We start from the raw sequence: 24,174 nt of genomic DNA on the forward strand, positions 1-24,174 counted from the left end.
AACTCCGAGCGCAGCGTGGCACAGAGCGACGCGGCGCAGTCCACTCTCCGAGGACATGATGACGATCCGCCGCTGGCACCGCCCGCTGGTACTGCTCGCCGCCGCCATGGCGGCCCTCGCCCTGGCATCCGCCGTCGGCCTCGCGGTCGACGACCGGATCCTGGTCGGGGAGCCGATCTGGCTGAAGCCCTTCAAGTTCTCCCTCTCCATCGCGATCTATTCGGTGACCCTCGCGTGGATGCTGTCCCTGGGCCGCACGGCCCCCCGCTGGGTCTGGTGGCTCGGAACGACGATCGCCGCCGCCAACGTCCTCGAGATGGCGGTCGTCGTCGGCCAGGTGCTCCGCGGCAGGCAGAGCCACTTCAACGTCGCCACACCGCTGGACGCCGGCCTCTGGTTCGCGATGGCCGCCTCGATCGTCACGTTGTGGCTGGCCAACCTCGGCATCGCGGCCAGGTTGTTCCGCGAGCGGACCGGGGACCGCGCGGCCACCTGGTCCGTCCGGCTGGGCCTGCTCCTCGCACTGGTGGGCATGGCACTCGGCTTCCTCATGACCAGCCCGACCCCTGCCCAACTCGGTGCCATGCGCAGCGGCGCCGCCGTGGGCATCGTGGGGGCACACAGCGTCGGCGTCCCCGACGACTCACCCGGCATCGCCATCACCGACTGGAGCAGCACCGGCGGCGACCTGCGCATACCCCACTTCGTCGGCATGCACGCGCTGCAGGCCGTCCCGCTCGTCGCCTGGCTGCTGATCGCACTGTCCCGCCGGTTCCCGCGGTTGGCCGACGAGCGGACGCGCCTACGCCTGGTCCTGGTGGCGACCGGGACCTACGCGGGCGTGCTGGCGATCCTGACCTGGCAAGCGCTGCGCGGCCAGTCGCTCGTCCACCCCGACGGTGCGACCCTGACAGCCGTGGCCCTGCTGGCCGTTGGCACCGTGGCGTCCGCTGTCGCGGTCGCCCGGCACCACCCTGTGCCACACCGGCGCCGGACAGCAGCGCCGGCATGACCGACCTCGGCCGGCAGTCCCCGCGCGCGAGGCCGCCGCCTTCGAGGAGTTCGGCGCCGCCGAGGGCGACAAGGGCCCGCACCACCTGCGGGCGCTGCTCGGCCGCCCCGGGACCGACGTGAGCGCGGGCGAACTCGCCGCCGTGGCGAGCGGCCAAAACGCCCCAGGCTCACCCGCAGGACGATCCCGCCGCTGAAAAGATCATGCCGGCCACATGACCGGCGGTAGTGTCTGGCCCCGTGTCCGAGACCTTCGCCCCCCAGAACGACATCGTGAACGCCATCATGGAGAGTGCCGGCCGCGCCACTCTGCCCTTCCAGGAGGCGAACGTCGACCGGAACCGCGGGACGGCGTTCTGGTACAACCACCTGATCGAAAGCACACCTGGAGGGGACACCGTCAGGCAGTACCTGGTGACCGCCGAAGCACTCACGCGGTACGACCTCGCGCAGTGGACGCTGCGCGCCGAACTCTGCGAGCCGGCGATGCGCGCAGAGCAGCTCGTCATGACCGACTTCGCCGCCGGCTGGACCCGCCTCGACGGTCTCGCGGTGGCGGTGATGCCGACAGGCGGGCTTGACGCCCACGCCGAGCGCAAGGGCTGGCGGTGGACCACCGACGAGATCACCGAGGGCCTGGCAGCCTCCGGGCAGGACATCGCAGCGATCGGGGACAGTTCGATACCGGCCTACCTCCTGGGCCATGACGTCGGTGCGGAACAAGGCGAGCGGCTGCAGGCCGTCATCGTCGGCGCGATTGCGCGGGACGCGGACGGAATCATCCGCTGGGGCGCTCCGCTGCCGGAGGGATGCGCCGGGGGGCCGGTGTTCATCGGCCGCTCGCTCGGTGACGACCGGTTTCAGCTGGTGTGCGTCGGCCTTGCCCTGCCCGGCGAGGGCGCGAACGAGATCGCCACCTTTGACCGGATCCGGACCGCAGTCGGCGGCCTCGCCCCGGCTGCGCCCCGGCGCTGGTGGCAGCGGCGCCGACGGTGACGCAGCGCGACAACATGCTGATGATCCGGATGACCTTGGAGGGTGTCTCACGTGGCGATCTTGGAGAGCTTCTTGTAGCAGGTCATGACTGCGGCAAGACCGAGGAGGGCGAGGAAGTGGCTGCCCTTCCGTTCGTAACGAACCGTGAGCCGACGGTATCCGAAGAGCCAGGAGATCGACCTCCTAATCTTCCACCGGTGCCTTCCGAGGCGTTCGGAGGAGTCCACGCCTGGCCTGGCGATCCGTGGAGTGATGCACCGGTCGCGTAGCCATGCCAGGTTGGCTGCGGAGTGGTACGCCTTGTCAGCGCGGATCTTGTCGGGGTGTCGACGACGGGGGCCGCGGCGTGAGCGAACGGCCGGGATCCCGAGAACGAGCGGGCGAAGCGCCTGGACGTCGTTGACGTTTGCGGCGGACACCCCGACGACCACGGGCAGTCCCTGGGCGTCGGTGAGAACATGCAGTTTGCTGCCCGCCTTGCCTCGGTCGACCGGGTTCGGCCCCGTCAGCGGACCCCCTTTTTGGCGCGTACTGAGACGGCATCGACGATCACGGAGCTCCGGTCGAGTCTGCCACGCGCTCCGATCTCGTCCAGGATCACGCGGTGCAGGCGGCGCCACAGTCCGGATGCGGTCCAGGCGGAGAACCTTCGGTGAGCCGTCGCCGGCGACACTCCGAACGTCGGAGGCAGATGCCGCCACGCGCACCCGCTGGTCAGCGCGTACACGACCGCCGTGAACACCGCACGCTGGTCAATGGGGCCGTGCCACCGCCCTGTGGGCGCGGGTGGAACGACGGCAGCACTGGCTTGACCAATGCCCATAGATCATCCGGTACGAGCCGCTGTGACAGATCCCCACCCATGAACGATCATGATGCCGCTCTCGGGCGGCCGCGCGACCGTCGGGCTACCCGCCGCCTCTACCCGACAATGGGTCCGTGGCTCCTCTTTCCGTCGAACCGCGCCCGTTGAACGCTGACGAGCGCGCGGTAAGGCGGGCGAGGCTGTCACGAGCTTGGATCTTGTGGGCTGCCGGCGCAGCCGGAATCCGCCTGTGATAGAGGCTCGGTCGTCGCCCGGCTGGGGTGCAGCACGTTGAACCGGATGTCCTTCCACAGGGCACGGACGAGGCACGTGTCGTCGGCGGCCAGGTGGTCGACGGGGACCATCCAGTACTTGACCGGCGTCGCGGCGGTGGTGACGGGCGGCCAGCCCGGGTGACCGGTGGTTGCGAAGTCGGCCCAGGATTGGAGCATGCGGTCGGACAGGGCGCGGTCGTGGTTGTCGGGGATGCCGCCGATGAGGAAGTGGGCGCCGGGGGCGTCCAGGTTTCCGAACGCGAAGGGGATGTCCGCGGTGTGCCAGGGCCTGGCCTTCCCGAGTTTGCGGGCGAAGCGGGCCAGGTAGGCACGGCCGCCGGCGCGCACGTGGTGCTCGGCGAGGCGGGTGGTGTACTCGCCGAACTGCGCGTCGCCGAAGACCGCGAGGTACCGGTCAAGCGGCGGGGCGTCGGGCATCAACGCACGGTAGCCGTCGAATAGATGAGGTGGGAGTTGCAGTGCCTCGGCGAAATCCGCCAGTTCAGCCTCGGTCGTGACCTCACGGATGGCTCCCACTGCATGGAGGAACCAGTGCTCCTCCAGTGCGTGGCACGCCAGCAGGTCCACCTCTCGTGCCGCGCCGGCGGCAAACGCCTGGAGCGGGTTCTGGGGCAGCACCTCGCCGTCGACAACGGGTTGGAAGATCACGGGGGCAAAGGCGTGAACTTCGGTGATCGGCTCCGCCATGCACAGCGCGGCAGCCTTGTCAGAGGCGGCCACCAGCGCCTCGGGCGACAGGGACAGCAGCCCCTCCGTCGTCGGGGCCACCCCGGCCTGAGCCGCGATCTGCTCAGTGACCGCTGCTGCGAGCTCGACCGTGTAGAAGACGTTGGGCACGCTGTGGGCGATGACGCGGTGGAACAGCCCGCGTGTCTGTTTCATGCCCATCAGGCAGGCCGCTGAGCTCCCTCCGGAGGAGTGCCCGGCCACGGTGACGTTCCCGGGGTCGCCGCCGAAGGCTGCGATGTTCTGCCTGACCCAGCGCAGGCCGGCAATCTGGTCCAGCAGTCCGCGGTTGTCAGGGAATCCGGGCACATGGCCGAAGCCCTCGAAGCCCACCCGGAAGTTGCAGCTGACCACGACCAAACCCGCGCGGGCCAGGGCCGTACCGTCGAAGTCGGGCTGGGCGGAGGAGCCGAAGGTGTTGGCGCCGCCGTGGATCCAGAAGAACACCGGTCGCGCATTGCTGCCCGGACCCTCAGGGACCCACACGTTGAGGGTGAGAACGTCCTCATCTCCAGGACGCCAGACCGGGGATCCGGGCAGCTCCGCCGACTGGGGTGCGATCGGTCCGAAGTCCGTGCAGTCCCGAATCCCGGTCCAGGCCGGTACCGACTGCGGCTCCCGGAACCGGCGGACGCCGAAGGGGGCAGCCGCGTACGGGATGCCAAGCACGGCCGTGATGCCGTCACCAATGTAGCGACCCCGTACAGAACCGCTTGCCGTCCGGTACACCCGGTACACGGCTTCAACATCGCATGGTTGCTCATTCATTGCACGCAGTCTTGCTGACTGACGGGCGTCCACGCGACGACGTTTTGGAGATAGTCGCCGACCTATGTGTCGGTCCGAGGCCTCTTGCCACGACCATGTGATCCGCCACAGGCACCCCGTTCGTCCTGACCGATCACGGCAGTCGGGACCGCCACGTGAGACATCGCCTTAGAGCAACGCCGACCTGAACGAGAGTTCGAATGCTCCACCACCGAACGGTGGGAGACCGGTAGTGGTCACGGCGTCGAACTGGGCCGGGCAGCCAGGAAAAAGATCGGCCTGAAGCGGGACAACCATCTCGAACGGGCATGGCCCAGCGCCGTTCGAGCAACTCACATCGAAGTATCGACAGGCATGGAAGGCGCCGTCACCGGTGACGATTCCCAACTGAACATGAGCGGGCGTTTCCATCGCTTTGGTGAAGTCGATCGCCCGAGTCTCGCCCTCGTCGATCATGTTGCCGTCGAAGACCACCGCGCCATCCATCGTCACCCGCACATGACGTTCACCGGTGGTCAAGTTGAAGATTGAATTGAAGTGAATTGCGTCCGGAATGGCCGCCACCCCCCAGGTGCCCTCCTGCGCATCCCCCTAGAAGAAGTCATGGTCGTTAAAACCATGGCCACAGCTGGAGCGGGAGCACACGGCAGAGGGCCCGGAGCTGGAAATCTCGAAGGTGGGGCAATCGCATCTGAAGCAGCGGTTACTCCCGCTATCGCCATCGTTTTTCTCCGGCAGTTGCCGGCGAGCCTTCGCCTGCACCTCCCGAAGACGCGCCTCGACCTTGTCCAGCTCATCGAGGACTTCATCGCGAGCCTTTTTCTGAGCATCGGTCAGCTCGTACTCGGCAGGCACTGACATCACACCCTTCCAGCCAGGCGTCGTGAAATTAAACCGCCACAACACCCACAGTTCCACCATCGCACCAGTGGATCGAGGATGCATCTCCCGCCGATTTCCCTTCGACGAGTCCCAGGAAGGTCGTGAACCCGGGGCTGCGTCGAACGCAAGGACGACCCCGCGGAGGGCCTGCACATCACGGGAATCAAGCACTGGTAGGCGCGAGTCCGGACAGCCGATGGGCCCCGCGAGCCTCGATCGGCGGCCACGCGATCGGCCAGTGGCCGCCGGCTCGGCGCACCGTCATCGCGGCGCCCGTGGGCCGGCGCCGCGTCTGCGGTGTCACCGCCCGGCGCACCGGTGGTTGCGGTGTCGCCGTCAGGCCGTCCGGTCGATGACGGCCCGGGCGGCGCGCTGCAGTTCCTCGTCGTCCTCGACGCTTGAGAAGAAATCTCCGCTTCGGCGGGCGAGGGCGAGTTCGGCGCCGATCCGTGGACGGGCGGGTGCGGCGGCGGGCCCCATCCGCTGGAGGCAGGCCATGACGCGGTCGGCGGTCGAGTCGTTCTCCTCCCATGCCTCCAGCAGAACGGGCAGGACGGTCTCGGCCTCGGCCGGGCCGCCGATGTCGTGGATCGCTGCGGCGGCGTGCACCCGCGTCCAGGCGTGGCCGGCTTCGAGCATCTGCCGCAGGCGGGGCAGTGCTGCGGCGGCCGGCCCTCCGATCCGGCCGAGGACGTCGGCGGCGTCGTGGTGCTTGCCGGTGTCGAGCAGGGCGGTCAGCCGCGGCACGGCATCGGCGGGGTCGCTCTCGATGTCCCACAGGGCCTTCACTGCTGCGAAGCGCAGGTCCGGGTCCTCGGCGTCGGCGAGCGGCCGGACCGTCTCCAGCGCGGAGGCGGCGCCGGTGCCGCTGGAGCCCAGCGCGTGGAGGGCCACGCCCGCGGCCTGCCACTGCTCCTGCTCGACGGCGATGGTGAGGGCCGTGGTGAGCGCTGGTACGGCCGCCGGGTCGCCGAGCCGGTTGAGGGCGGCCATCAGCGCGGCGGCGGATCCCCAGGGCCAGGAGAAGTCCGCGTCGGCCAGGCGCGGGATCAGCCTCGGCAGCAGTTCCCCGGCGGCCTGCGGGAGGCAGCCGGCGACCTGCACGGCACGCCAGTCGTCGGTGCCGGTGTCGAGCGCCGTCAGCAGGCCGGGCAGGGCCCGCTCGTCGCCGAGGCCGGCCAGCGTCGTGACCGCCTGCTGGTGGGCCCGGCGCAGCAGCGGGTGCCGTGCGGCCCAGACGTTCGGGCCGTGGGTGGTTCGGTGCGCTTCCACGAGGGCGGCGAGGGCTTCGCGGGGGGATTCGGCGAGGGCGGCGGGGAGCTTGCCGAGGGTGTCGGCCGCTTCGGCGGTGGTGTACGGGTCGTCGGGGAGCAGGCAGTCGGCGAGCAGGAGGACGAGGCCGGTGTGGTCGCCGCGCCAGGAGCTGATCAGGTCCCGGGTCATCGCGATGGCGTCGTAGCGGGTGGCCGCGTCGGGGCTGCGGAGTTGGGCGGCGAGCATCGCCGACGCGGAAGGGGTGGCCGCGCTCACCATGCGGCGGCTGGCCGCCGAACTCGGCACCTCGGCCATGTCCCTGTACCGGCACGTGCAGAACCGGGACCAGCTCCTCGCGCTGATGGTCGACGCGGCCTACGCGCAAGCGCCGCTGCCGACCCCGGCCCCGCCGCACTGGCGGTCCCGCCTGGACCTCTCGGCCCGGGCCCAGTGGCGGCTCTACCAGGAGCACCCCTGGCTGGCGGCCACGATGAACCTCGCCCGGCCGCTGCTCGCACCGAACGGCATGCGCCACATCGAATGGGCCCTGGCGGCGCTGGAGGGCCTCGGCCTCGACGCCGACACCCGCATGCACGCGGCGGTCTCGCTCTTCGGAATCGTCCGCGGCTGCGCGGTCGACCTCGCGGCGGAGCAGGAGGCGGGTCACACCAGCGGTGTCACCGCGATCAGTGGATGCAGGTCCAGGAGGCCCGGATGGCCGCACTGCTGTCGGACGGCACCTTCCCGGCGTTCACCACCGCCCGCACCGACCCCGGCCTGGGCCTGTCCGCCGAATCCCTGTTCGTCTTCGGCCTCGACCGCCACCTCGACGGCCTGGCGGCCCTCATCGCCGCCGCGGGCGACCGGTCGAACCTCGGCGGGACGAGCAGCGCGGTCGTCGATCTCCAGTGAGACCGGCGGCACCTCGCCGGGACAGGACAACAGGGTCCTACGCGACCCTGACCACGTACTTGCCCCGGACGCCGCCCGCCTCCAGCGCCCGGTGCGCCGCCGCCGTCTCCTCCAGGGAGAAGACCGTGTCCACCGCGGGGCTCAGCTTGCCCTCGACCACATGGCGGGCGAGGTCGTCGAAGTCCGCCCGCTTGGGGTCGCCGCTGAAGAAGCGCACCCGGCCGTGTCCGTGGACCGTACTGGCCGCGAGGTAGCCGAACGTCGCAGCGGGCCGTTTCGGGTCGAAGGCGATGGTGACCATGCGTCCACCGGAATCCAGTAGGCGCCGAAAGGCCCGCAGGTCGGTCCCCGCGGTGTCCAGGACCACGTCGAAGCGGCCCAGTTCCGCCGGCCGCACGGTCCGGTGGTCGACGGCCTCGTGCGCGCCGAGCCCGCGGACGAAGTCCAGGCTGGCCGCGCGGGCGAGGGCCGTGACCTCGGCGCCGTACGCCCGTCCGAGCTGGACGGCGGCGCTGCCGACACCGCCCGCCGCGCCCCGGACGAGGAGTCGCTCGCCGGGGCGCAGCCCGGCTTTGTCCCGCAGCGCGGTGATGGCCGTGGTGGCCACCGGCAGCGCGGCGGCGTCCACCGGGTCGAGGCCGTCGGGGAGCCGGCCGACCCGCTCGGCGGGCACGGCCACGTACTCGGCGGCGCTGCCGAACCCGGAGGTGCGGCCCAAGACCCCCCATACCCGCTCGCCGGCCGCGAACCGGGTGACTCCGGCCCCCCGCGCGGCGACCTCGCCGGTGAAGTCCAAGCCGACGCGCTTGGGGAACTTCCGGCCGCTCAGGAGGCGGAGCCGGCCGGAACGGACGGCCAGTTCGCCGCCGTTGACGCTGAACGCGCGCACCTTCACGAGGACCTCACCGCGGGCCGGCTCGGGGCGTGGCACGCGGCCCGCGTAGAGCACATCGGGGCCGCCGTAGCGGTCGTAGAGCACTGCCTTCATCATGCGGTCGTTCATCGTTCCGCCTTTGCCGCAAGGAGCCGTACGGGATCTGGCACCGACCGTAAGCTCTCAAGTGGACGCAATCGTCCGTTTGGACCGGAAGCGAGAGACAGTGATGGCGGAATCCTCTCGGATCACAGCCCGGGCCGGGGTGCGGGCGGACGCCCGGCGCAACCGGGAGCGCGTCCTCGTCGCCGCCCGTGCGGTCTTCGCGGAGCACGGGATCGACGCCCCGATGGCGACCGTGGCCCGTCGGGCCGGGGTCGGCGTGGCGACGCTGTACCGGCACTTCCCGACCCGGGACGCTCTGGTGCGGGGCGCGTTCGCACAGCAGATGGAGACCTGCGCGCGGGCTCTCACCGAGGCACTGGCCGTCCCCGACCCTTGGCAGGGCTTCCAGCAGCTGATCGAGACGGTCTGCGCTCTGCAACGGGAGGAACGCGGGTTCCCGGCCGCGTTCGTCACGGCGTTCCCGGAAAGCACGTCGGAACACGCGCGGTCCCGGCACCAAGCCGAGCGGGACTTCACGACCCTGGTACGCAGAGCACAGGCGTCGGGCGCGCTGCGGGCCGACTTTCACCCTTCCGACCTCGTCGTGGTCCTGTTGGCACACTGCGGCCTGGTGACCGCCCTGCCGGATGACGGTGCGGCCTCCCGGCGCCTGGTGGCCTATCTGCTCCAGTCGTTCCGCACCGACACGGCCAACGAACCGCTGCCTCCACCGGCCGCGTTGACACTGCGCAGCCTCCCGATCGCAACGGACACTTCCCGGGGGCAGCGGCCCTCCGGAGCCTGACGCGAAGCGGTACCTGCCGCAGGGCACGGCCGTCGTGCAAGGATCGTCGACATGCGGAGTTTTCGGACCGAGGCCGCAGGCCTTGTCTCAGTCGAACGTTCGCAGTTCGGGTTGTGGGAGGAGGACGAGTTCGCCGAGGACGGCAACTGGCTGGAACTGCCACTGGCTGCCGGGACTCCCGGAGTCACACTGACCGACGGGGCGGTCAAGGTCTGCAGTTCGATCCGGGAGCACTATGCGGAGGTGACCCTTGAGCTGACCGACCATCCCGTGCGCCCGGAGGGGTTCAGCCTCCTCACCAGGGTTCCGTACAGGTCGCGGACGGGCCGCATCGACGTGTGGACCCTCTTCTCGGGTCCTGCCGATGTGGCGCTCGAGTTCGAACTCGCAGGAAAGCCGCGCGATTTCATGCTCAGCGTGTTCTGGGCACGTGCAGCTGATTCGGACGATCGGATGAGCGCGGACCTGCCCCGTGGGGTGGAACGGTTCCGTTTCGCGTTCGCGCCGGTGGTGGCGGCGGCGGAATGAACGGCAACCGTCCCGCCGCCGGCCGTGACCCTTCGGGGCCACGACAGGGTCGAGACTCCGCATTTGTCGTTGGGGAACACCGTCGTCCCTGGCATGTGGAGTGACCGGATACAGCGGTGTCACCTCACCCGATCCGGATGGCGGCGACCCTGTTGAGCGATCACCGACGCCCTGCTTCAGGGGCACAGAGGAGCCGTGGATGCGCCACTCCGAACGTCAGCACGACGCACGTCTGGCCGCCTACGGGACCGTTGCTACCCGCCTGTCCCTTGTGAGTGACCGGCGTCTCGGCGAGATCGTGGCGTCCGCTCCTCCGGTCGGATCCGGTATCGGCGGCAGGTCGGCGGAGCTGGACATCGACGGGACGCGGGTCTTCGTCAAGAGAGTGCCGTTGACGGACGTCGAGACCCGGCCGGAGAACGTCCGGTCCACGGCGAACCTCTTCGGGCTGCCGATGTTCTACCAGTACGGAGTGGGCTCGGCCGGGTTCGGTGCCTGGCGAGAGCTGGCCGTCCACATCATGACCACCAACTGGGTCCTCGGGAAGGAGTACGAGGGCTTTCCCCTGATGTACCACTGGCGTGTCCTGCCCGACTCTCCTCCCGAGGGCTTCGTGGACGAGTTCGGGGGCATCGACGGAGCGGTCGCCCACTGGGAAGGCTCGCAGGCAGTACGCGAGCGCCTGGAAGCCATCGGCCGATCCTCCCGCAGCCTGGTGCTGTTCCTGGAACACATGCCGCAGACACTCAGCACGTTGTTGCGCGAGCACGGGGCGACCGCGGTGGCCGGCGGCAGCTCTCCCGCGTGGATGGAGGATGCTTTGGCGCGGGGCACGGCATTCATGAGCTCTCACGGACTCGTGCACTTCGACGCCCACTTCGACAACCTGCTGACCGACGGCCGGCTGATCTGCTTCGCGGACTTCGGGCTGGCGCTGAGCTCGGGTTTCGAGCTGTCAGCAGCCGAGCAGCAGTTCCTCTCGGACCACCTCGGGTATGACCGCGACTGCACTGCGAGCCATCTGATCCACCACCTCGTCGACCGCGTCCGGGGCGGTACCGAAGCAGACGTGTTCCTTCAGAAGTGGATCGCGGGTCGGAGGCCCGAGGCTGTTCCGCCCGAGATCGCCGCGATCGTCGAGCGGCATGCCAGGGCCAGCGTCGTCCTGGACGGCTTCCACCGCCGGCTGCTGTCGGAAAGCAAGCAGACGCCGTACCCCGGTGCCGAGCTCAACCGCGTTGCAGACGCCGGTAAGACATGGCGCTGACATTCGAAGGAGCGGGCCCCGGCCGCGACTTGTCAGGGAGGCGACCTGCGGGCCCGCAGCCACAGGCCGACGGCATCCCCGGGACTCCAGCACCTGGACACTCCGCCCCGGTCGGGAAGGTCAGTCGATCCATACCGTTCTTCGTGGGCGGTCCGGGTCCTTCGCAAGAGACGTGCGCGTCACCGGATGCTCGGCTGGTCGGTCACCGGTCGCCGCCGGTGTGGTCGGCCTCCGGCGTGCCCAAGGTCCGTGTCGCACATCACATCGAGATCCTCAAGATTTTTTGCCGGAACGGCCTCCGCTCGGGCTTGTAGGTAGAAGAGCTTGATGTTTCGACACCGACCTGGAGACGCGCATGGCCATCATCCCCTCGACTCAGGGCGTTAGCTGCCACCCGCTGACCGCCCCCGGGGCCTGCCTTCGAGGACAGGCGGCGGGCGTGCCTTCCGCGCTTCCCGGCCTCAGCCCCGTTTGTGCTGCCCGGAGGCCGAGGCGGTTGGTGGAGGTGTCGCTCGGGACGGTCGGGGAACGACCCTTCCTGGAGGAGGAGGTGGATCCTTATCGGCTCGTGGGAGCCATGATTGTCGGGCTTCTGCAAAGGGAAGCTGCCGTTGAGGACCGGAGCCCTCTGGATGTCGGGCTGACAGCGCTGTTGGGCGGCTTGCTGTTGAAGGTCGCCGCCTATACGGGTGCGCTCGCCTGCGAGCCGCCGAAGCGAGAGGCCCTGGTGGCCGCGCTCGCAGCCCGCGGCGCCGCCATCAGGGGCAACACCGGCAAGGTGAATGAATTCAGCCGGACCTGGCTGGGACTGTCCGACCCGGATCGGTGGCACGCAGCCGTGGAGGCGGCCCTGCTCGGGGACTGGGTGGAGGAACTGGGCAGGGGCTGGAGCGAGGACCCCGAGATCGTCACGCTGTTGCGGCGCTGCTCTCGCGAGGAGCACCGCAATTTCCTGCCGCTGTGGGAACGGAAGGCTCAGGGACGGCGGTTGATGCTCCTCGGCCAGCACATCGGTGCGGACCTCACCGTCGCGGACCTGCTGGTCGACCGCCGCACCCCGGAGGCCGAGGCGCTGAGCGCGGAACTGGCCGACAGCCGGCTCCTCGCGGTCCTTCGGGGCCTGGCCCCTGACGAGGTCGCCACCACCCGGGCCTGGGCCGCCGGCGAGGAGACCTGGGCCCTGGCGGCCCTCGCGGTCGGCCTGCCCGCTGAGTTCGGCGAGCGGGTGCGTCGCAAGCTCAAGCGCCTCGGAACCCGTCACACCGAGCGTGCCCTCGCCGCGGGGACAGTGACGCGATGAGCCGACGGCCGGTTTCCCCCGAGACGCAGCGCGGCCTGCTGGTGCGCGTGCCGGCCGCGCCGACCTGCACCGCCGTGGCCGGTACCGGCTCGGTCGGCGGTGCCCTGCTGTCCGGCACCGTGCCACCCGATTCCCCGCTGGTGTGGCCGCTCATCGTCCTGGCCCTCGGCTCCATGGCCTACGACCTCGGCGTCCGAGCCCTCCGGGGCCGGGACCGCTGACGGTGTGCCCAGGCCCCGGGAAGGAAGGACAGCCCAGGGGCCTGGGACGTCAGCCCTCGGCCCGCCGCAGCTTCGATCTCACCGATCCAAGCTTCGGCTTCAGCGCGTTGACGCCGCCGCGGCAGTTCCTGTCGCGTCGGTGATCTTGCGCGCCTCCTGCCTCAGTAGCCCCTGACGAGAAGCTTGGCTCTGGTCTGGGGCCATGTGGTCTGCACGTAGTGGTCCTCGGCGGCGCGCCAACGCCTGATCCACGCCTCGGGGTTCTCGCCGCGTGCTCGGACCCGCTGCAGGCAGAGACCTCGCGGGGTGTCGACGTAGGCGGTGAAGTGGTAGTAGTGGGCCAGCTCCGGGCGGGCGGAGTAGACCCCTTCGACGATCACCACGGTTCCGGAAGCGATCTCACGCCAGGCCCCGAGTTGTCCGGTGGTCCAGTCGTAGACCTGATAGCGGGCGACACGGTCCTGCCGCAGCGGGATCAGGACCTGGGCCCGGAGGCGTTCCCAGTCGAAGTAGCGGTGATAGCCCTGCTCCGCGTCGAGCAGCTCCCGCTCGCGGTCGGGCATCGGACGGTAGAAGTCGTCGACATGGACGATGACGGCGCCGTCTAGGTGTCCGGCCACCGCGGCAGCCAACGTCGTCTTGCCGGATCCTCCGGTGCCGTCGATGGCGACGATCCTGGTGGCCCCTTGGGTCCGGGACAGCCGCAGGAGGCCGTCGGCAACGTCCTTCGCTCGCTCCGCCACGTCCACGAGTTGCTGACGCGTCCGCAGCTCGATGGTCCGCGCGGCACTCGACAGCACGATCTCCTGTGCTTCCCCGAGGCCGACTCCCAGCAGTTCCCGGGTGACGGCGATCGAGTCCATGAGCCCGGCCCCGAGGTCCCGCAGTAGCCGCTGGACGTGTTCCATGCCCTCGTCCTGCTCCAGCAACGGCTCGCACTGCTCGACCAGGCAGGCAAGTCGTGCGGCACGCTCTGGAGAAAGGCCCTGGATGTTTTCGAGCATGAGAACTCCTTGTGGGCGGCGTGCGGGGCGGGGACAAGCTACTTCCTGCGCACCTCGGGCGACCACTTCTTTGCCGGCCGCCTCCGCCGACTGCCCGTACCCCCGTGGGGCGGTCGTTCTAGGCCCTCTCTTTCGGATCACGTCGGACCAGTGGGCGTCGTTGGAGTGCGTGCATCGGCGGTGCGGAGGAGGGAGTCCATGCGGAGCATCGGCGACCGACGACAAGCCGGCGAGGTGCGTGCTCCGGCGGCGACCGCCTGGCGTGATCCGAAAGAGAGGGCCTAGGTGCGACGGCAGGACTCCTGCCGCCCGAGCCAGCCGGTCGCGGCGGTGAGTGACGGATCCCCCTCCTTGCGGGTGTCCACGGCCTCGTCCGGCTCGATCGGCCCCGCGTGGATCCGGCCCGTGCGATCCGCCTCGGCGGCGCCCGTGAGCAGGACGACCGCGCCGTCCGACAACCGGTGCGCGGCGTTGCCGGTGGGCACCCCGTAGGTGCGCGCACCGAAACTGCGGGTGTCCGGGCGGCCGATGAACGCGATGGCGACGGCCTCGCCCGCGCTGCCCGTGCCCGGGCCGGTGAGGACGGCGACGGGCACGCCCCGCGCCGGGTCCCCGCCGGCCCCGGAGGGCTCCGCCTGCGGAGTCCCGTCCAGGAACGGCACGCCCCCGCGCACCGACCAGACGCTGCGGGTGCCGTCCGCCGTGACGAAGGCCCCCACCGGACCGTCCCCGAGCAGCGGAGCCGCCACTGCCAGCGGCGCCCACATCCCGCCGCCGCTCTCCCGGCGGAGGTCCACCACCCAGCCGCAGGCGGTCGCCCCGGCGACGGCGGCGCGGCCGCGGGCGACGTACTCGGCGTAGGTGCGCTCCGAACCGTTCACTGCCGGAAGGTTCAACCTGGCGATGCCGCCCGGAAGTTGTTCGACCGTCGGGGCGTCGACCGTCGCGGGGTCGGCATCCACGGCCGCCGCCTCACCGGGCGGGTAGAACCGGCTGTGGCCGTCCCCGAGCGCCGCCACCGCGCCGCCGACCGCCCCGTGGGTGTCGGCCGTCGTCCGCGCCCCGGCCGCCCGCGCGAACGCCTCGTTCCGCAGTTTCGGCCAGTCCACCGTCGCGGTGTTCAACGACTCCCGCTGCAACAGGTCCAGCGCCTCCGACAGGTAGCCGTGCGCCTGCGCCGACATGCCTCCGGATCCCCCGGAATCCCCGGAATCCCCCGAACCTCCTGAACCTCCTGAACCTCCTGAAGCGCACCCCGCGACCAGCGCCAACGCGCCCGCCGCCACCCCGGTGATCCGCACCGCCCTCATCCGCGCCACCCTCATCCGCGCCCCTCTCCCGGTTCGTGCAGCCCCCTATTCCTACCCCACGAACCGGGACGCGGCGGCGGCCGGGAGCCCTGCCCCCGACCGCCGCCCGGGATCCGCTGTTGCTCCCGGCCGATCCCCGCCAGCGTCCCGGCCTGCGGCGCGTACCACCTCCGGTCAGGCGTCGAGCACCTGGCCGGCGCGCCTGACGACCGGTCCTTCCGTCGACCACGGAAACTCGATCCAGTCGTCGGTCCTCTTCCACACGTACTCGCACTTCACCAGGGAGTGCGACTTCTCGTAGATGACGGCGGACCGGACCTCGGCGACATGGTCGAGGCAGAAGTCGTGCACGAGCCGCAGTGTCTTGCCGGTGTCGGCGACATCGTCGGTGATCAGGACCTTCTTGTCGGTGAAGTCGATCGCGGCGGGAACGGGCGCCAACATGACGGGCATCTCGAGAGTGGTGCCCACGCCCGTGTAGAACTCGACGTTCACCAGGTGGATGTTCTTGCAGTCCAGCGCGTACGCCAGACCGCCCGCTACAAACACCCCGCCGCGGGCGATGCTCAGGACGAGGTCGGGTTCGTATCCGTCGTCGGCGATCGTCTGCGCGAGTTCGCGCACCGCCTGCCCGAAGGTCTGGTAATCCAAGGTCTCGCGCACATCAGTCACGGCGACCAGTGTCCTCGGCCGTCGGCCGGGCGGCGAGTACCGGCACGCTCAGGAGCGGAAGTGTGGTGTTTCACACCTCGGTCGCACACTCCGGGCCGGAAGCGGGCCGGGACCGGGCCGGACGGGCCGTGCCCCACTCCCGGGCGCCCCACTCCCGGATCCCCTACTCCCGGATGCCTGCGGCCTCGATCGCCCGCTGGCGGGTCGCACGCAAGGCCGCTCCCCACGCGGTGATCACGGTGACGAGGGCGCAGAGCGCGACGGTCCCCAGGACCTGCGTCCACGGGATCACCGTCGGCGCCGAGGTGACGAGTTCGCTCAGCGAAACGTGCTGGGTCACCGCGGCGAGCCCGGTCGCCGCGGCCGCGAGCAGCGTGCCGACGACCACCGCCACGGCCGACTCGGCCACGGCCACCTTCGCGATCTGGCCGCGCACCGCGCCGGCCAGCCCGAGCAGGGCGAACTCCCGCCGCCGCCCGGCCATCGCCATGATCAGGGTGTTGGCGACGGCGATCAGCGCGTAGGCCAGCGCGATCCCCAGGATGATCACTGCGGCGTTGTCCGTCTGCTCGGCGGCGCGTGCGCGCTGGGCCTCCAGGTAGGCGTCATGGGTCATGACGTGCGCGCCGGAGTCGGCCAGCGCCTGGTTCACCGCCGCCGTCTGCTGTTCGTCGAGCGGCCGGCCCGGGCCCGTCCGGGAGTCGAGGTAGGCCCGGTTCGGCGTCACCGCGCCGGTCAGCGACGCGGACAGGTAGGTGTCGTCGCCGTTCAGGCCGCGTGCGACGACCGCCGCGACGACGGTCGTCACCCGCGCGCCGGTCGGCAGCAGCGTGACCACCTGGTCCCCCACCGAGAGACCGTCGGACCGGGCCGCGTGCTCGTCGATGACCAGGAAGTTCTCGGGCAGCGAGGCGAGGGAGCCGGAGAGCACGGGCGGCGTGACGGTCGTGCCCAGCGCGGACGCGGGCACGGCGTTCGTGCTCAGCGAGTCGATCTGGTCGCCCTTCGCGGTGCCGATCCGGATGTTCATCGAGGTGACCGGGGTGGCCCGGACCCCGGGCACGGCCGCCAGCTTCTCCAGCGTCCGCGCGTCGATCCCCGGGCCGCCGGGCACCACCACGCCGGCCGCGTGGATCTCCTGCTGCTGGCGGGCGAGCACCACCGCGTCACCGGACTTCTGCACCGTCAGCAGGGTGGCGACCAGTCCGACGGCCACCACGACCGGCGCCACCGTGGCGGCCGTACGCCGCCGGGAGGTGAGGATGTTCTCGCGCACCAGCAGCGGGCCGGCCTTGGCCGAGCCGCGCAGCGGGCCGATCAGCGCCCGGGTGACCGGCCGCAGCAGGATCGGCGCCAGCAGGGTGACCGCGCCGACGTACAGGACCGGAACCGCCTCGTACTTGCGGGCGCCGGCCGCCAGGTACGGTTCGCTCCGGGCGATGACGATCCCGAAGGCGACCGCGCCGATCAGCATCCCGATCCCGAGCAGCCAGCGGATCGGCGTCATCCCGCGGCGCTCCACCGCGCTCTCGCGCAGCACCTCGATCGGCCGGATCAGCGAGACCCGGACCAGGGTAGCGGCCGAGCCGGCCAGCGCCGCGGCCACGCCGATGACGAAGGAGACCAGCAGCGACAGGGGGTTGAAGGGGATCGTGAACCAGGACGGGGCCACGTCGTGGTCGAGCATCCAGGAGCGCAGCGGCACGGTGCACAGCGGGGCGAGGGCGCAGCCGACGGCCGCCGCCGCCAGGCCGATCAGCAGCGCCTCACCGAGCACCATGCGCCGCACCTGCCGGGGCGCGGCGCCCACCAGCCGCATCAGCGCCAGTTCACGGCGGCGCTGATCGGTGGCGAAGGCGAAGGTCGCGATGACGACGAACACCGCGACGAACACCGCCAGTCCGGTCGTACTGCCCGCCATCGCCTGGGCGTTGGCCAGCGACTGGGCGCCGCCGGTGGGGTCGGCGTCGAGCCGGTTCAGGTCGTCGCCACCGAGGACCACGGCCCGGCCGCCCACGAGGGCGGACAGCTGCTGCGCGTTCTGGTCGGTGACCAGGGCGTTGACGCCGGGCGACAGGCGCTGGGCCTCGGCATCGCTGAAGAAGACGGCGCTCTCGAACCAGAGCGCGTCGGTGATCCCCACCATCCGGTAGCGGTCGGCGCCCTCGGAGGTGGTGGCCTCGGTCTGGCGCCCGATCAACGCCTGCTCGCCGCCGCCGACGACGATCTCGTCCGGGCCTGCGGCGCGCGCCCGGCCAGCAGGTGGTAGCCCGCGAAGGCGGCCGAGGACCAGGGATGGCCGGTCGTCCCCCCGGAGCCGGGGTTCAGCCGTACCGGGAAGCTGCGGTCGGGTGTGGCCTTGCCCGAGGCGGTCACCTTCGTCACGACCTCGGCCGGCAATACCGCCGGGGCCTTCATCGCGCGCCCCTCGAAGCCCTGCGGCGCGACCACGACCCGGGCTTCCTTGAACCGCTGCGGCCCCGGGTGCGGCGTGCCGAAGGTGGCCGCCACGGTCAGCGTCATCGTGCCGATCATCGTCGTGCCGAGCGCGAGGGCGAGGAAGGCGCCCACGAAGACCGTCAAGCGGTGACGCAGGGTGGCTACGGCGAGCCTCAGCACGGGTTCGCCCCGCTCCCGCCGGGCTCCAGCGCCGCCATCCGCAGCGCCACGGTCTCGGCCGTCGGCTCGAACAGCTCGCCGGTCACCCTGCCGTCGGCGAGGAAGAGCACCCGCTGCGCGTACGAGGTCGTCACCGGGTCGTGCGTGACCATGATGACCGTCTGCCCGTGCTCCTCGACGACGCCGCGCAGCAGCGCCAGGACCTCCCGCGCGGTACGCGAGTCCAGGGCGCCGGTCGGCTCGTCCGCGAAGATCACCTCGGGCCTGGTCACCAGTGCACGCGCGATGGCGACCCGCTGCTGCTGACCGCCCGACAGCTCGGCGGGCCGGTGCCCGCCGCGCTCGGCCAGGCCGACCTCGGCCAGCCCCCGGTCGACCGCCACCGGGTCGATCTCCCGACCGGCCAACCGCAGGGGAAGCTCGATGTTCTGACGAGCCGTCAGCGACGGGACCAGGTTGAAGGACTGGAAGATGAAGCCCATGTGCTCGCGGCGCAGCTCGGTCAGGGCGCGCTCGGAGAGCTCGTGCAACGGCGCGCCGTCGAGCAGGACCTGGCCCGCGTCGACCCGGTCGAGGCCCGCCGCGCACTGCAGCAGCGTCGACTTGCCCGAACCCGAAGGGCCCATGATGGCGGTGAAGGTGCCCGCCTCGAAGCCGACGTCCACCCCGTCGAGCGCCCGCACCCGGTTGTCGCCGCGGCCGTACGTCTTGTGTACGGCCGTCAGGCGGACGGTGTCGCCCGCCCGCCCCGCGCCGACGAAGGCCGGGCTCGAAGCCCGCACCGGTAGAGCCTTGTTCCGGAACACTCGCTCGCCTTTTCCATCGGGGCATCGGTCGGGGCATCGGTCACCCGCCGCACCGACGCTAGGGCCGTTCGCGGTGTCCACGCCTCCGGACTGCCCCTGATCTCGCCCCTGAGGAGCCCCCGAGGAACCCCCGACCCCGAGCAGAGGGCGACCGAAGGGCCCGACGGCTCAACGCGCCGACGCGGCACCGTCGTTCGACCGTTCGCCCCGGCCCGCCACCACGGATTCGGACACCGCGGTGAAGGCCCGCACGAGGGGACGGTCGTCTCCCCGGCGGGTGGCCAGGAGGACCCGGCTCACGGCGGGCGGCCCGTCGAGTTCGAGGCGCCGTGCGCCCGCGGGGAGCAGCGTGGTGACGCTGTGGGGGGCGATGGTGACGCCGAGGCCGGCGGCGACGAGCATGATGATGGTGTGCCAGTTGGAGCACTCCTGGGCGACCCGGACGTCGTTGCCGGTGTCCCGGATCGGCTGGGTGTTCACGTCGAAGGCGTGGGCCCCCGCCGAGCGCGGGAAGAGGATCAGGGGGTCGGCGGCCAGCGCCGCCGCGTTCACCCGGCCGTTCCCGGCGGCGGGGTGGCCGGTGGGGACGACCGCGACGAGGCGTTCCGTCGTCAGAAGCGCGAGGTCGATGTCGTCGCGTTCCTCGGCGTCCCGGACGATCCCGATGTCGGCGGTGCCGCGTTCCAGGGCCGTCAGGACGTCGACGGTGAAGCCGTCGTGCAGCCGGACCTGGACGTCCGGGCGGCGGCGGGAGAAGGCGCGGAGGCGTTCGCTGACGATCGCGGTGGCGGAGGTGATGAAGGCGATGTCCAGGCGCCCGGCCTCGCCGCGGCCGACGCGGCCGGCCTCGTCGAGGTCGGCGGCCAGCCGGCCCAGCAGGTTCCCGGCGCGCGGCCGGAACGTCGCTCCCGCGTCCGTGAGGCGGACGCTCCGGGAGGTCCGCCGGAACAGTTCGACGCCGACGATCTTCTCCAGCTGCCTGATCTGCTGGGACAGGGCCGGCTGGGCGATGTGCAGCCGCTGGGCGGCGCGGCCGAAGTGCAGTTCCTCGGCCAGCGCCAGGAAGTACCGCAGATGGCGGAGCTCGATTCGCTGATCCATATCTCCAGCCTATGGATGGCGGCCGATGTGTGTATTGGACACCTGGGTGGGCGGAGCCGGAGGCTGACATGGTGTCGTTCAGGGAAGGGAACCCTCATGCCGTACGCCTCCGCCCCGACCGTGGTCTCCTCGATCGCGTCGCCGGGCGACGCCGACGCGTTCCGCGCGCTGAACGAGGAATGGATCTCGCGGCTGTTCACCCTGGAGGAGGAGGACCGGGCCGTACTCGGGGACCCGTTCGGCCGCATCGTGGGCCCGGGCGGCGACGTGCTCCTGGCCCGCGAGCCGGAAAGCGGCACAGTGCTGGGGTGCGTGGCACTGCTGGCCTACCCGGACGCCGTGTTCGAGCTGGCGAAGATGGCCGTGACCCCCACCGCGCGGGGACGCGGCATCGGCCGCCGGCTCGTGGCCGCGGCGATCGACCGGGCCCAAGCGCTCGGCGGCGCCCGGCTGTTCCTCGGCACCAACAGCACACTGGCCGCCGCCGTCCACCTCTACGAGGACGCCGGATTCGTCAGGATCACCCGCGACCGCCTCCCGGTGGCCGACTACTACGCCCGCGCCGACATCCTCATGGAACTGGCCTGAGGCACCGACGGTGCGGGCGGAGAACGCGAACGGAGGAGGTCGGCATGGACGGTGGTCACCACGGTGGTGACGGCAACGACTCGTGGCTCAGCAGTGTCGTCGGCGGCGGCGACGGGCCCTTCGGCGGCGGCGGCAACGGCGGCGGGCCGCTGGGGACCCTTCTGGTGATCCTCCTGGTCTTCGGCGTGCCGATCCTGGTGGTGCTCCTGCTGGCCGACTGACGGGCGGCGGCGGGCGGGCGGCCCGGCGGCCCGGCGGCCCGGCGGCCCGGACGCCTGCCCCGGCCGCCGCACGGAGCACGGAGCACGGAGCACGGAGCACGGAGCACCCGGATCGTGGAGGCCGGGGCGCGGAGAAGGCCGAGGCACGCAAGCTGTTCGACGCCTACGTCGAGCGCCCGCCAGTGCCCACATCTGTGAGGTGACCCGGGGCGACCTGAGGATCGACCCCCGGCGCTGGGGCCCAACCGCGCCCGGCCGCGGCCGCTGCCGCCCGCCGTCCTGGTCGTCGCACCGGGACGGCGGGCGGCTTCGCAAAACGGGGGTCAGGCCCCGCAGTTGGTGTGCCGCCGGAGTACTTCCAGGTCGTTGAACACGCCGCCCCAGGTGACACACGCGCCCTTCGCGTATATGTAGACGGGCCCGGCGTACTTCGTGTAGTTCCCGGAGTCGGTGACCCGGGAACCGGGGGTGTCATCACGTTCTATGTACACCGTGATGGACCGCGTCGTGGTCTGGTTGTCCTTTATCCCGACGACGCAATTCTTGCCGGTGGCGGCCGAGTAGGTCAGGTAGACCGTCACCTCCTCGGTCGGCGACTGGATGCCGAACCAGCTCTTGACGTTGTACCCGCTCCCACATGCGCCGTTGTAGGCGACGGTGGCGGCGCTGGCAGTGCCGGGGACCGCCACGACGGTGGCCGCGGAGATCGCCAGCAGGCCGGCGGCCGTGGCCATTCGGCGCCCCGGTCGGGTGATTCGGATTGATCGCATCCTTTTGATGTTCATTTCCCCCTCTTTTCCGACTTCTTACGGTGAGGCTAGCGCGGCACGCCAGGCTCCAGAAGAGGAACATTCGGCCACGTTCGACCGTGACCATGAAATCGATACCGGGAAATCGGAGGATCGGAATTCAGTTCGGCACATCTCGCCCGGCCGACGGCACCGCCGACGGCCGGGGCCGGCCCTGCGGTGCGCGGGGTCCGGAGCGCGGAGTGCGGCGCGGGCGCGGATCTCCTGGTGCTGGTGGTGCTCACGCCTTCCGGGCCTTCCGCGACTTGCGCGGTTTGCCCCACCTCCCGTACGGCCGGTTCCGGCTCCGTGCCGGCATCGTCGAGTCGAACCCGGCCTTGCTGGTCACTATTCGCGGTTCGGATACGAGCGTGGTCGCGGCCGATCGCCACGGAACGTCCGAGGCCCGGCCGACCAGGGGCACGGTCTCGTCGCAGTGCGGAGCGAACTGCGCAACAGTGATGGCGGGCATCAGGTGGTTCGGGTGAAGGGCAACCAGGTCCTGTCCTGCGAATCGTCAACCGGCGCGTCGGCCGTCGCCGGTGCGGCCAGCAGGGCCGCGCCGACACGACGACGGCGACCGCGGTGCGCGTACGGCGGACGAATCGAACGGACAGGGGGCCTTCCCTCTCCCTGCTTCGGACCGACATGGCCCGAGCATCGCCGCCCGGTCAGCAGGGCGTGACCATTGGTGCCGGCGCGGTGGTCGCTGCTGGCGCGGTGGTCACCCATGATGTTCCTGGCGGGACCCTGGTCGCTGGAGTCCCCGCCCGGGTGATCAAGACGATCGACTGAGTCCGGCCGGGCAGAACAGCACGTCTGCGGTCCGATGCCGATGCCCCGTCACGCCCGACTGACCGACCAGCAGTGGGACCGCATCCGGCCCCTGCTGCCCACCAGCGATGGTCGCCGCGGCAGGCCGTGGGCCGACCACCGCAGGATCGTGGAGGCGATCGTCGACCGATACCGCACCGGCATCCCCTGGCGAGTCCTCCCCAGCAGGTTCGGGTCGTGGAAGACCGTGTGGGCCCGCCACCGCAGGTGGGCCTCCGACGGGACCTGGGACCGAATCCTGGGCGTGCTGCTCGCTGCTGCGGACGCTGCCGGGCAGGTCGACTGGCGGGTCGCGGTGGACTCCACGATCAACCGGGCCCACCAGCACGCTACAAGCACCCGTCGTCCTGACTCGTGCTGTGCTGCGGACCACGCCCGCGGTCCCGGTGCCCACTGCGAGCCGGCCGGGCACGCGATCGGGCGCTCGCGTGGAGGGTTGACCACGAAAGTCCATCACGCCGTGGACGGCCAGGTCGGCCTCTGGCCGTCGTCGTGACACCCGGGCAGGCACCGTCTCGGCATGCGCACCGATCACCCGACCACGAGTCCCCCTCCAACCCCAGGGCCTTGTCGGTCGAGGACCTCGTCGACCAGGCTGCCGACACCGCCGTACGCACCGGCGATCCCGCCGCCATACAGGCCCTTCTCGACGAACTGGACCGGCGGGGCGCCGACGCCCTGTGGGAGGGGGCCCTGCTCTGCCTGGCGGTGCTCTCCAGCCGCCCGGTCTACGGCCGGCTGGACGAACACGCCGGCGTCGCCCGGCTGCGCCAGGCCGCGACCGCGACGCCGGATCCGGGGACGTCCGTGATGCTGGAGCTGCTAGCCGCTCACCGAGAGCTCGGTGTCCGGGCGGCCCGCCTGGTGTGAGAGGAAGCCGACGAGCCGGTGCGCCCGGTGACGTTCGTCCAGTTACTGATCACCATGTGCGCCGCCGTCGGGACGGAGAGCGGCCGGCTGTCCGCACCCCACACGGTCCGGCTGGTCAAGCAGCTGGTGATCGGCGCCCGCTGATGGCCGGGTCTGGCACATGCTGAGGGTGCCGTCGTAGCAGGAGCAGGCTCGGCGCCATCCTCAGAAGTTCGTCGTAAACAGCGCTTACCCGAAGTAAGGATGCACCGCATGAAGCCCCGTGCCGATTTCACCGAAGACTTCGGGCTGAGCGGACTGACGAAGTACCTCCAGTCCCAACTCGCGCCCCGGGACGCGGCCGGCATCCTCTCGTTCGTCGATAACCTGCTCGAAGTCGAAGGGCGGGCGTACGCACAGGAGGTGGCGGAGGACGTCCGCCGTGCGACGCGGTCCTCGTTGCCCGATGCAGTGCTCTCCACGGCGTGGCTCGCAGCCACGGAGTCGCGCTTCGATCCGGCGGGCACGGGGCTCGGCATCCGCATCTGGCTGGAGCAGATCGCGGACACCTGTTCCAGCTTTGTCCGCCGAGACGATCCGTCCTTCGATCCCGGAGAACCCGGCCCCGCCGA

The 24,174-nt window shown here is 71.0% G+C and carries 25 protein-coding genes and 5 pseudogenes; 16 read left to right on the forward strand and 14 right to left on the reverse strand.

Annotated elements, in window-relative coordinates:
* The first annotated feature begins 55 nt into the window (after positions 1-55).
* On the forward strand, positions 56-1,012 hold the full coding sequence (locus ACFVVA_RS34255) for a hypothetical protein (protein WP_387694643.1): 957 nt from the start codon (positions 56-58) through the stop codon (positions 1,010-1,012).
* 239 nt (positions 1,013-1,251) lie between these two features.
* Positions 1,252-2,007 carry a hypothetical protein gene (locus ACFVVA_RS34260; RefSeq protein WP_387694644.1) on the forward strand — a complete coding sequence of 252 codons (756 nt, stop codon included), beginning with the start codon at positions 1,252-1,254 and terminating at the stop codon, positions 2,005-2,007.
* A gap of 47 nt (positions 2,008-2,054) precedes the next feature.
* Here the strand turns inward: ACFVVA_RS34260 and ACFVVA_RS34265 are convergent.
* The 5 genes and pseudogenes from ACFVVA_RS34265 to ACFVVA_RS34285 all read right to left on the reverse strand — a co-directional run bounded on the left by ACFVVA_RS34265 (position 2,055) and on the right by ACFVVA_RS34285 (position 7,053).
* A pseudogene (locus ACFVVA_RS34265) lies at positions 2,055-2,871 on the reverse strand (IS5 family transposase).
* A 144-nt stretch (positions 2,872-3,015) separates the two neighbouring features.
* Entirely contained in the window at positions 3,016-4,602 is a 1,587-nt protein-coding gene (locus ACFVVA_RS34270; protein ID WP_387694645.1) for a carboxylesterase/lipase family protein, read from the reverse strand.
* A 168-nt stretch (positions 4,603-4,770) separates the two neighbouring features.
* Positions 4,771-5,121, reverse strand: coding sequence for a hypothetical protein (locus tag ACFVVA_RS34275; RefSeq protein ID WP_387694646.1), 351 nt, complete (start codon positions 5,119-5,121; stop codon positions 4,771-4,773).
* Positions 5,122-5,193: 72 nt separating this feature from the next.
* Positions 5,194-5,523: a hypothetical protein gene (locus ACFVVA_RS34280; RefSeq protein WP_387694647.1), complete on the reverse strand. Its 330-nt coding sequence runs from the start codon at positions 5,521-5,523 to the stop codon at positions 5,194-5,196.
* A gap of 297 nt (positions 5,524-5,820) precedes the next feature.
* Complete coding sequence (locus ACFVVA_RS34285) at positions 5,821-7,053, reverse strand: HEAT repeat domain-containing protein (RefSeq protein ID WP_387694648.1); 1,233 nt, start codon at positions 7,051-7,053, stop codon at positions 5,821-5,823.
* Here ACFVVA_RS34285 and ACFVVA_RS34290 point away from each other — a divergent pair.
* Together ACFVVA_RS34290 and ACFVVA_RS34295 are read left to right on the forward strand one after the other, a co-directional pair.
* Positions 7,016-7,333, forward strand: a pseudogene (locus ACFVVA_RS34290) (TetR/AcrR family transcriptional regulator C-terminal domain-containing protein); the annotation flags it as partial. The gene ACFVVA_RS34285 and the pseudogene ACFVVA_RS34290 overlap by 38 nt on opposite strands.
* A 98-nt stretch (positions 7,334-7,431) precedes the next feature.
* Positions 7,432-7,650, forward strand: coding sequence for a hypothetical protein (locus tag ACFVVA_RS34295; RefSeq protein WP_387694666.1), 219 nt, complete (start codon positions 7,432-7,434; stop codon positions 7,648-7,650).
* 37 nt (positions 7,651-7,687) lie between these two features.
* On the opposite strand, the gene ACFVVA_RS34300 is transcribed toward ACFVVA_RS34295, so the two are convergent.
* Positions 7,688-8,653, reverse strand: a complete 966-nt coding sequence (locus ACFVVA_RS34300) for an NAD(P)-dependent alcohol dehydrogenase (protein ID WP_387694649.1) — start codon at positions 8,651-8,653, stop codon at positions 7,688-7,690.
* 100 nt (positions 8,654-8,753) lie between these two features.
* On the opposite strand from ACFVVA_RS34300, the gene ACFVVA_RS34305 reads away from it, so the two are divergent.
* From ACFVVA_RS34305 to ACFVVA_RS34325, 5 genes are all read left to right on the forward strand, one after another.
* Positions 8,754-9,434 (forward strand): TetR/AcrR family transcriptional regulator, encoded by a 681-nt coding sequence (locus ACFVVA_RS34305; protein ID WP_387694665.1) that lies wholly within the window; start codon positions 8,754-8,756, stop codon positions 9,432-9,434.
* Positions 9,435-9,485: 51 nt separating this feature from the next.
* Complete coding sequence (locus tag ACFVVA_RS34310; protein ID WP_387694650.1) at positions 9,486-9,962, forward strand: hypothetical protein; 477 nt, start codon at positions 9,486-9,488, stop codon at positions 9,960-9,962.
* Positions 9,963-10,161: 199 nt separating this feature from the next.
* The gene (locus ACFVVA_RS34315) at positions 10,162-11,229 is read left to right on the forward strand and encodes a protein kinase family protein (RefSeq protein WP_387694651.1); all 1,068 of its coding nucleotides are present in this window, start codon (positions 10,162-10,164) and stop codon (positions 11,227-11,229) included.
* Positions 11,230-11,728: 499 nt separating this feature from the next.
* Positions 11,729-12,529 carry a hypothetical protein gene (locus ACFVVA_RS34320; protein ID WP_387694652.1) on the forward strand — a complete coding sequence of 267 codons (801 nt, stop codon included), beginning with the start codon at positions 11,729-11,731 and terminating at the stop codon, positions 12,527-12,529.
* Positions 12,526-12,750 (forward strand): hypothetical protein, encoded by a 225-nt coding sequence (locus tag ACFVVA_RS34325; protein ID WP_387694653.1) that lies wholly within the window; start codon positions 12,526-12,528, stop codon positions 12,748-12,750. Before ACFVVA_RS34320 ends, ACFVVA_RS34325 begins: the two co-directional genes overlap by 4 nt.
* 161 nt (positions 12,751-12,911) lie before the next feature.
* Here ACFVVA_RS34325 and ACFVVA_RS34330 read toward each other — a convergent pair whose 3' ends face one another.
* The 7 genes from ACFVVA_RS34330 to ACFVVA_RS34360 form a co-directional block, all read right to left on the reverse strand.
* On the reverse strand, positions 12,912-13,754 hold the full coding sequence (locus ACFVVA_RS34330; RefSeq protein WP_387694654.1) for a hypothetical protein: 843 nt from the start codon (positions 13,752-13,754) through the stop codon (positions 12,912-12,914).
* Positions 13,755-14,035: 281 nt separating this feature from the next.
* Positions 14,036-14,938: a S41 family peptidase gene (locus ACFVVA_RS34335; RefSeq protein WP_387694655.1), complete on the reverse strand. Its 903-nt coding sequence runs from the start codon at positions 14,936-14,938 to the stop codon at positions 14,036-14,038.
* A 300-nt stretch (positions 14,939-15,238) separates the two neighbouring features.
* Positions 15,239-15,736: a phosphoribosyltransferase gene (locus ACFVVA_RS34340; RefSeq protein WP_387694656.1), complete on the reverse strand. Its 498-nt coding sequence runs from the start codon at positions 15,734-15,736 to the stop codon at positions 15,239-15,241.
* Between the two features lie 163 nt (positions 15,737-15,899).
* Entirely contained in the window at positions 15,900-17,936 is a 2,037-nt protein-coding gene (locus tag ACFVVA_RS34345; protein WP_387694657.1) for an FtsX-like permease family protein, read from the reverse strand.
* On the reverse strand, positions 17,933-18,319 hold the full coding sequence (locus tag ACFVVA_RS34350; protein ID WP_387694658.1) for a hypothetical protein: 387 nt from the start codon (positions 18,317-18,319) through the stop codon (positions 17,933-17,935). Before ACFVVA_RS34350 ends, ACFVVA_RS34345 begins: the two co-directional genes overlap by 4 nt.
* Positions 18,320-18,348: 29 nt before the next feature.
* On the reverse strand, positions 18,349-19,137 hold the full coding sequence (locus tag ACFVVA_RS34355) for an ABC transporter ATP-binding protein (RefSeq protein ID WP_387694659.1): 789 nt from the start codon (positions 19,135-19,137) through the stop codon (positions 18,349-18,351).
* A 192-nt stretch (positions 19,138-19,329) separates the two neighbouring features.
* Entirely contained in the window at positions 19,330-20,262 is a 933-nt protein-coding gene (locus tag ACFVVA_RS34360) for a LysR family transcriptional regulator (RefSeq protein ID WP_387694660.1), read from the reverse strand.
* Positions 20,263-20,358: 96 nt separating this feature from the next.
* On the opposite strand from ACFVVA_RS34360, the gene ACFVVA_RS34365 reads away from it, so the two are divergent.
* Both ACFVVA_RS34365 and ACFVVA_RS34370 read left to right on the forward strand, forming a co-directional pair.
* The gene (locus tag ACFVVA_RS34365) at positions 20,359-20,850 is read left to right on the forward strand and encodes a GNAT family N-acetyltransferase (protein WP_387694661.1); all 492 of its coding nucleotides are present in this window, start codon (positions 20,359-20,361) and stop codon (positions 20,848-20,850) included.
* 44 nt (positions 20,851-20,894) lie between these two features.
* Positions 20,895-21,071, forward strand: a complete 177-nt coding sequence (locus ACFVVA_RS34370; protein WP_359904696.1) for a hypothetical protein — start codon at positions 20,895-20,897, stop codon at positions 21,069-21,071.
* A 323-nt stretch (positions 21,072-21,394) separates the two neighbouring features.
* On the opposite strand, the gene ACFVVA_RS34375 is transcribed toward ACFVVA_RS34370, so the two are convergent.
* Positions 21,395-21,856 (reverse strand): spore-associated protein A, encoded by a 462-nt coding sequence (locus tag ACFVVA_RS34375; protein WP_387694662.1) that lies wholly within the window; start codon positions 21,854-21,856, stop codon positions 21,395-21,397.
* A gap of 678 nt (positions 21,857-22,534) precedes the next feature.
* On the opposite strand from ACFVVA_RS34375, the pseudogene ACFVVA_RS34380 reads away from it, so the two are divergent.
* The 5 genes and pseudogenes from ACFVVA_RS34380 to ACFVVA_RS34400 form a co-directional block, all read left to right on the forward strand.
* Positions 22,535-22,654: pseudogene (locus ACFVVA_RS34380) on the forward strand (sugar O-acetyltransferase); the annotation flags it as partial.
* Positions 22,655-22,694: 40 nt separating this feature from the next.
* Positions 22,695-23,200: pseudogene (locus ACFVVA_RS34385) on the forward strand (IS5 family transposase); the annotation flags it as partial.
* Between the two features lie 60 nt (positions 23,201-23,260).
* Entirely contained in the window at positions 23,261-23,563 is a 303-nt protein-coding gene (locus ACFVVA_RS34390) for a hypothetical protein (protein WP_387694667.1), read from the forward strand.
* Positions 23,564-23,581: 18 nt separating this feature from the next.
* Positions 23,582-23,707 carry a hypothetical protein gene (locus tag ACFVVA_RS34395; RefSeq protein WP_387694663.1) on the forward strand — a complete coding sequence of 42 codons (126 nt, stop codon included), beginning with the start codon at positions 23,582-23,584 and terminating at the stop codon, positions 23,705-23,707.
* Between the two features lie 108 nt (positions 23,708-23,815).
* Positions 23,816-24,174 (forward strand): annotated as a pseudogene (locus tag ACFVVA_RS34400) (hypothetical protein); the annotation flags it as partial.

This window comes from Kitasatospora sp. NPDC058048 (assembly GCF_042885555.1).
GTDB lineage: Bacteria > Actinomycetota > Actinomycetes > Streptomycetales > Streptomycetaceae > Kitasatospora > Kitasatospora lactacystinica.

Coding starts and splice junctions, on each gene's coding strand:
- ACFVVA_RS34255 (WP_387694643.1), top strand. CDS start 56: ATGATGACGATCCGCCGCTGGCACCGCCCGCTGGTACTGCTCGCCGCC.
- ACFVVA_RS34270 (WP_387694645.1), bottom strand. CDS start 4,602: ATGAATGAGCAACCATGCGATGTTGAAGCCGTGTACCGGGTGTACCGG.
- ACFVVA_RS34280 (WP_387694647.1), bottom strand. CDS start 5,523: ATGGTGGAACTGTGGGTGTTGTGGCGGTTTAATTTCACGACGCCTGGC.
- ACFVVA_RS34285 (WP_387694648.1), bottom strand. CDS start 7,053: ATGGCCGAGGTGCCGAGTTCGGCGGCCAGCCGCCGCATGGTGAGCGCG.
- ACFVVA_RS34295 (WP_387694666.1), top strand. CDS start 7,432: ATGCAGGTCCAGGAGGCCCGGATGGCCGCACTGCTGTCGGACGGCACC.
- ACFVVA_RS34300 (WP_387694649.1), bottom strand. CDS start 8,653: ATGAACGACCGCATGATGAAGGCAGTGCTCTACGACCGCTACGGCGGC.
- ACFVVA_RS34305 (WP_387694665.1), top strand. CDS start 8,754: ATGGCGGAATCCTCTCGGATCACAGCCCGGGCCGGGGTGCGGGCGGAC.
- ACFVVA_RS34310 (WP_387694650.1), top strand. CDS start 9,486: ATGCGGAGTTTTCGGACCGAGGCCGCAGGCCTTGTCTCAGTCGAACGT.
- ACFVVA_RS34315 (WP_387694651.1), top strand. CDS start 10,162: ATGCGCCACTCCGAACGTCAGCACGACGCACGTCTGGCCGCCTACGGG.
- ACFVVA_RS34325 (WP_387694653.1), top strand. CDS start 12,526: ATGAGCCGACGGCCGGTTTCCCCCGAGACGCAGCGCGGCCTGCTGGTG.
- ACFVVA_RS34330 (WP_387694654.1), bottom strand. CDS start 13,754: ATGCTCGAAAACATCCAGGGCCTTTCTCCAGAGCGTGCCGCACGACTT.
- ACFVVA_RS34335 (WP_387694655.1), bottom strand. CDS start 14,938: ATGTCGGCGCAGGCGCACGGCTACCTGTCGGAGGCGCTGGACCTGTTG.
- ACFVVA_RS34360 (WP_387694660.1), bottom strand. CDS start 20,262: ATGGATCAGCGAATCGAGCTCCGCCATCTGCGGTACTTCCTGGCGCTG.
- ACFVVA_RS34365 (WP_387694661.1), top strand. CDS start 20,359: ATGCCGTACGCCTCCGCCCCGACCGTGGTCTCCTCGATCGCGTCGCCG.
- ACFVVA_RS34370 (WP_359904696.1), top strand. CDS start 20,895: ATGGACGGTGGTCACCACGGTGGTGACGGCAACGACTCGTGGCTCAGC.
- ACFVVA_RS34375 (WP_387694662.1), bottom strand. CDS start 21,856: ATGAACATCAAAAGGATGCGATCAATCCGAATCACCCGACCGGGGCGC.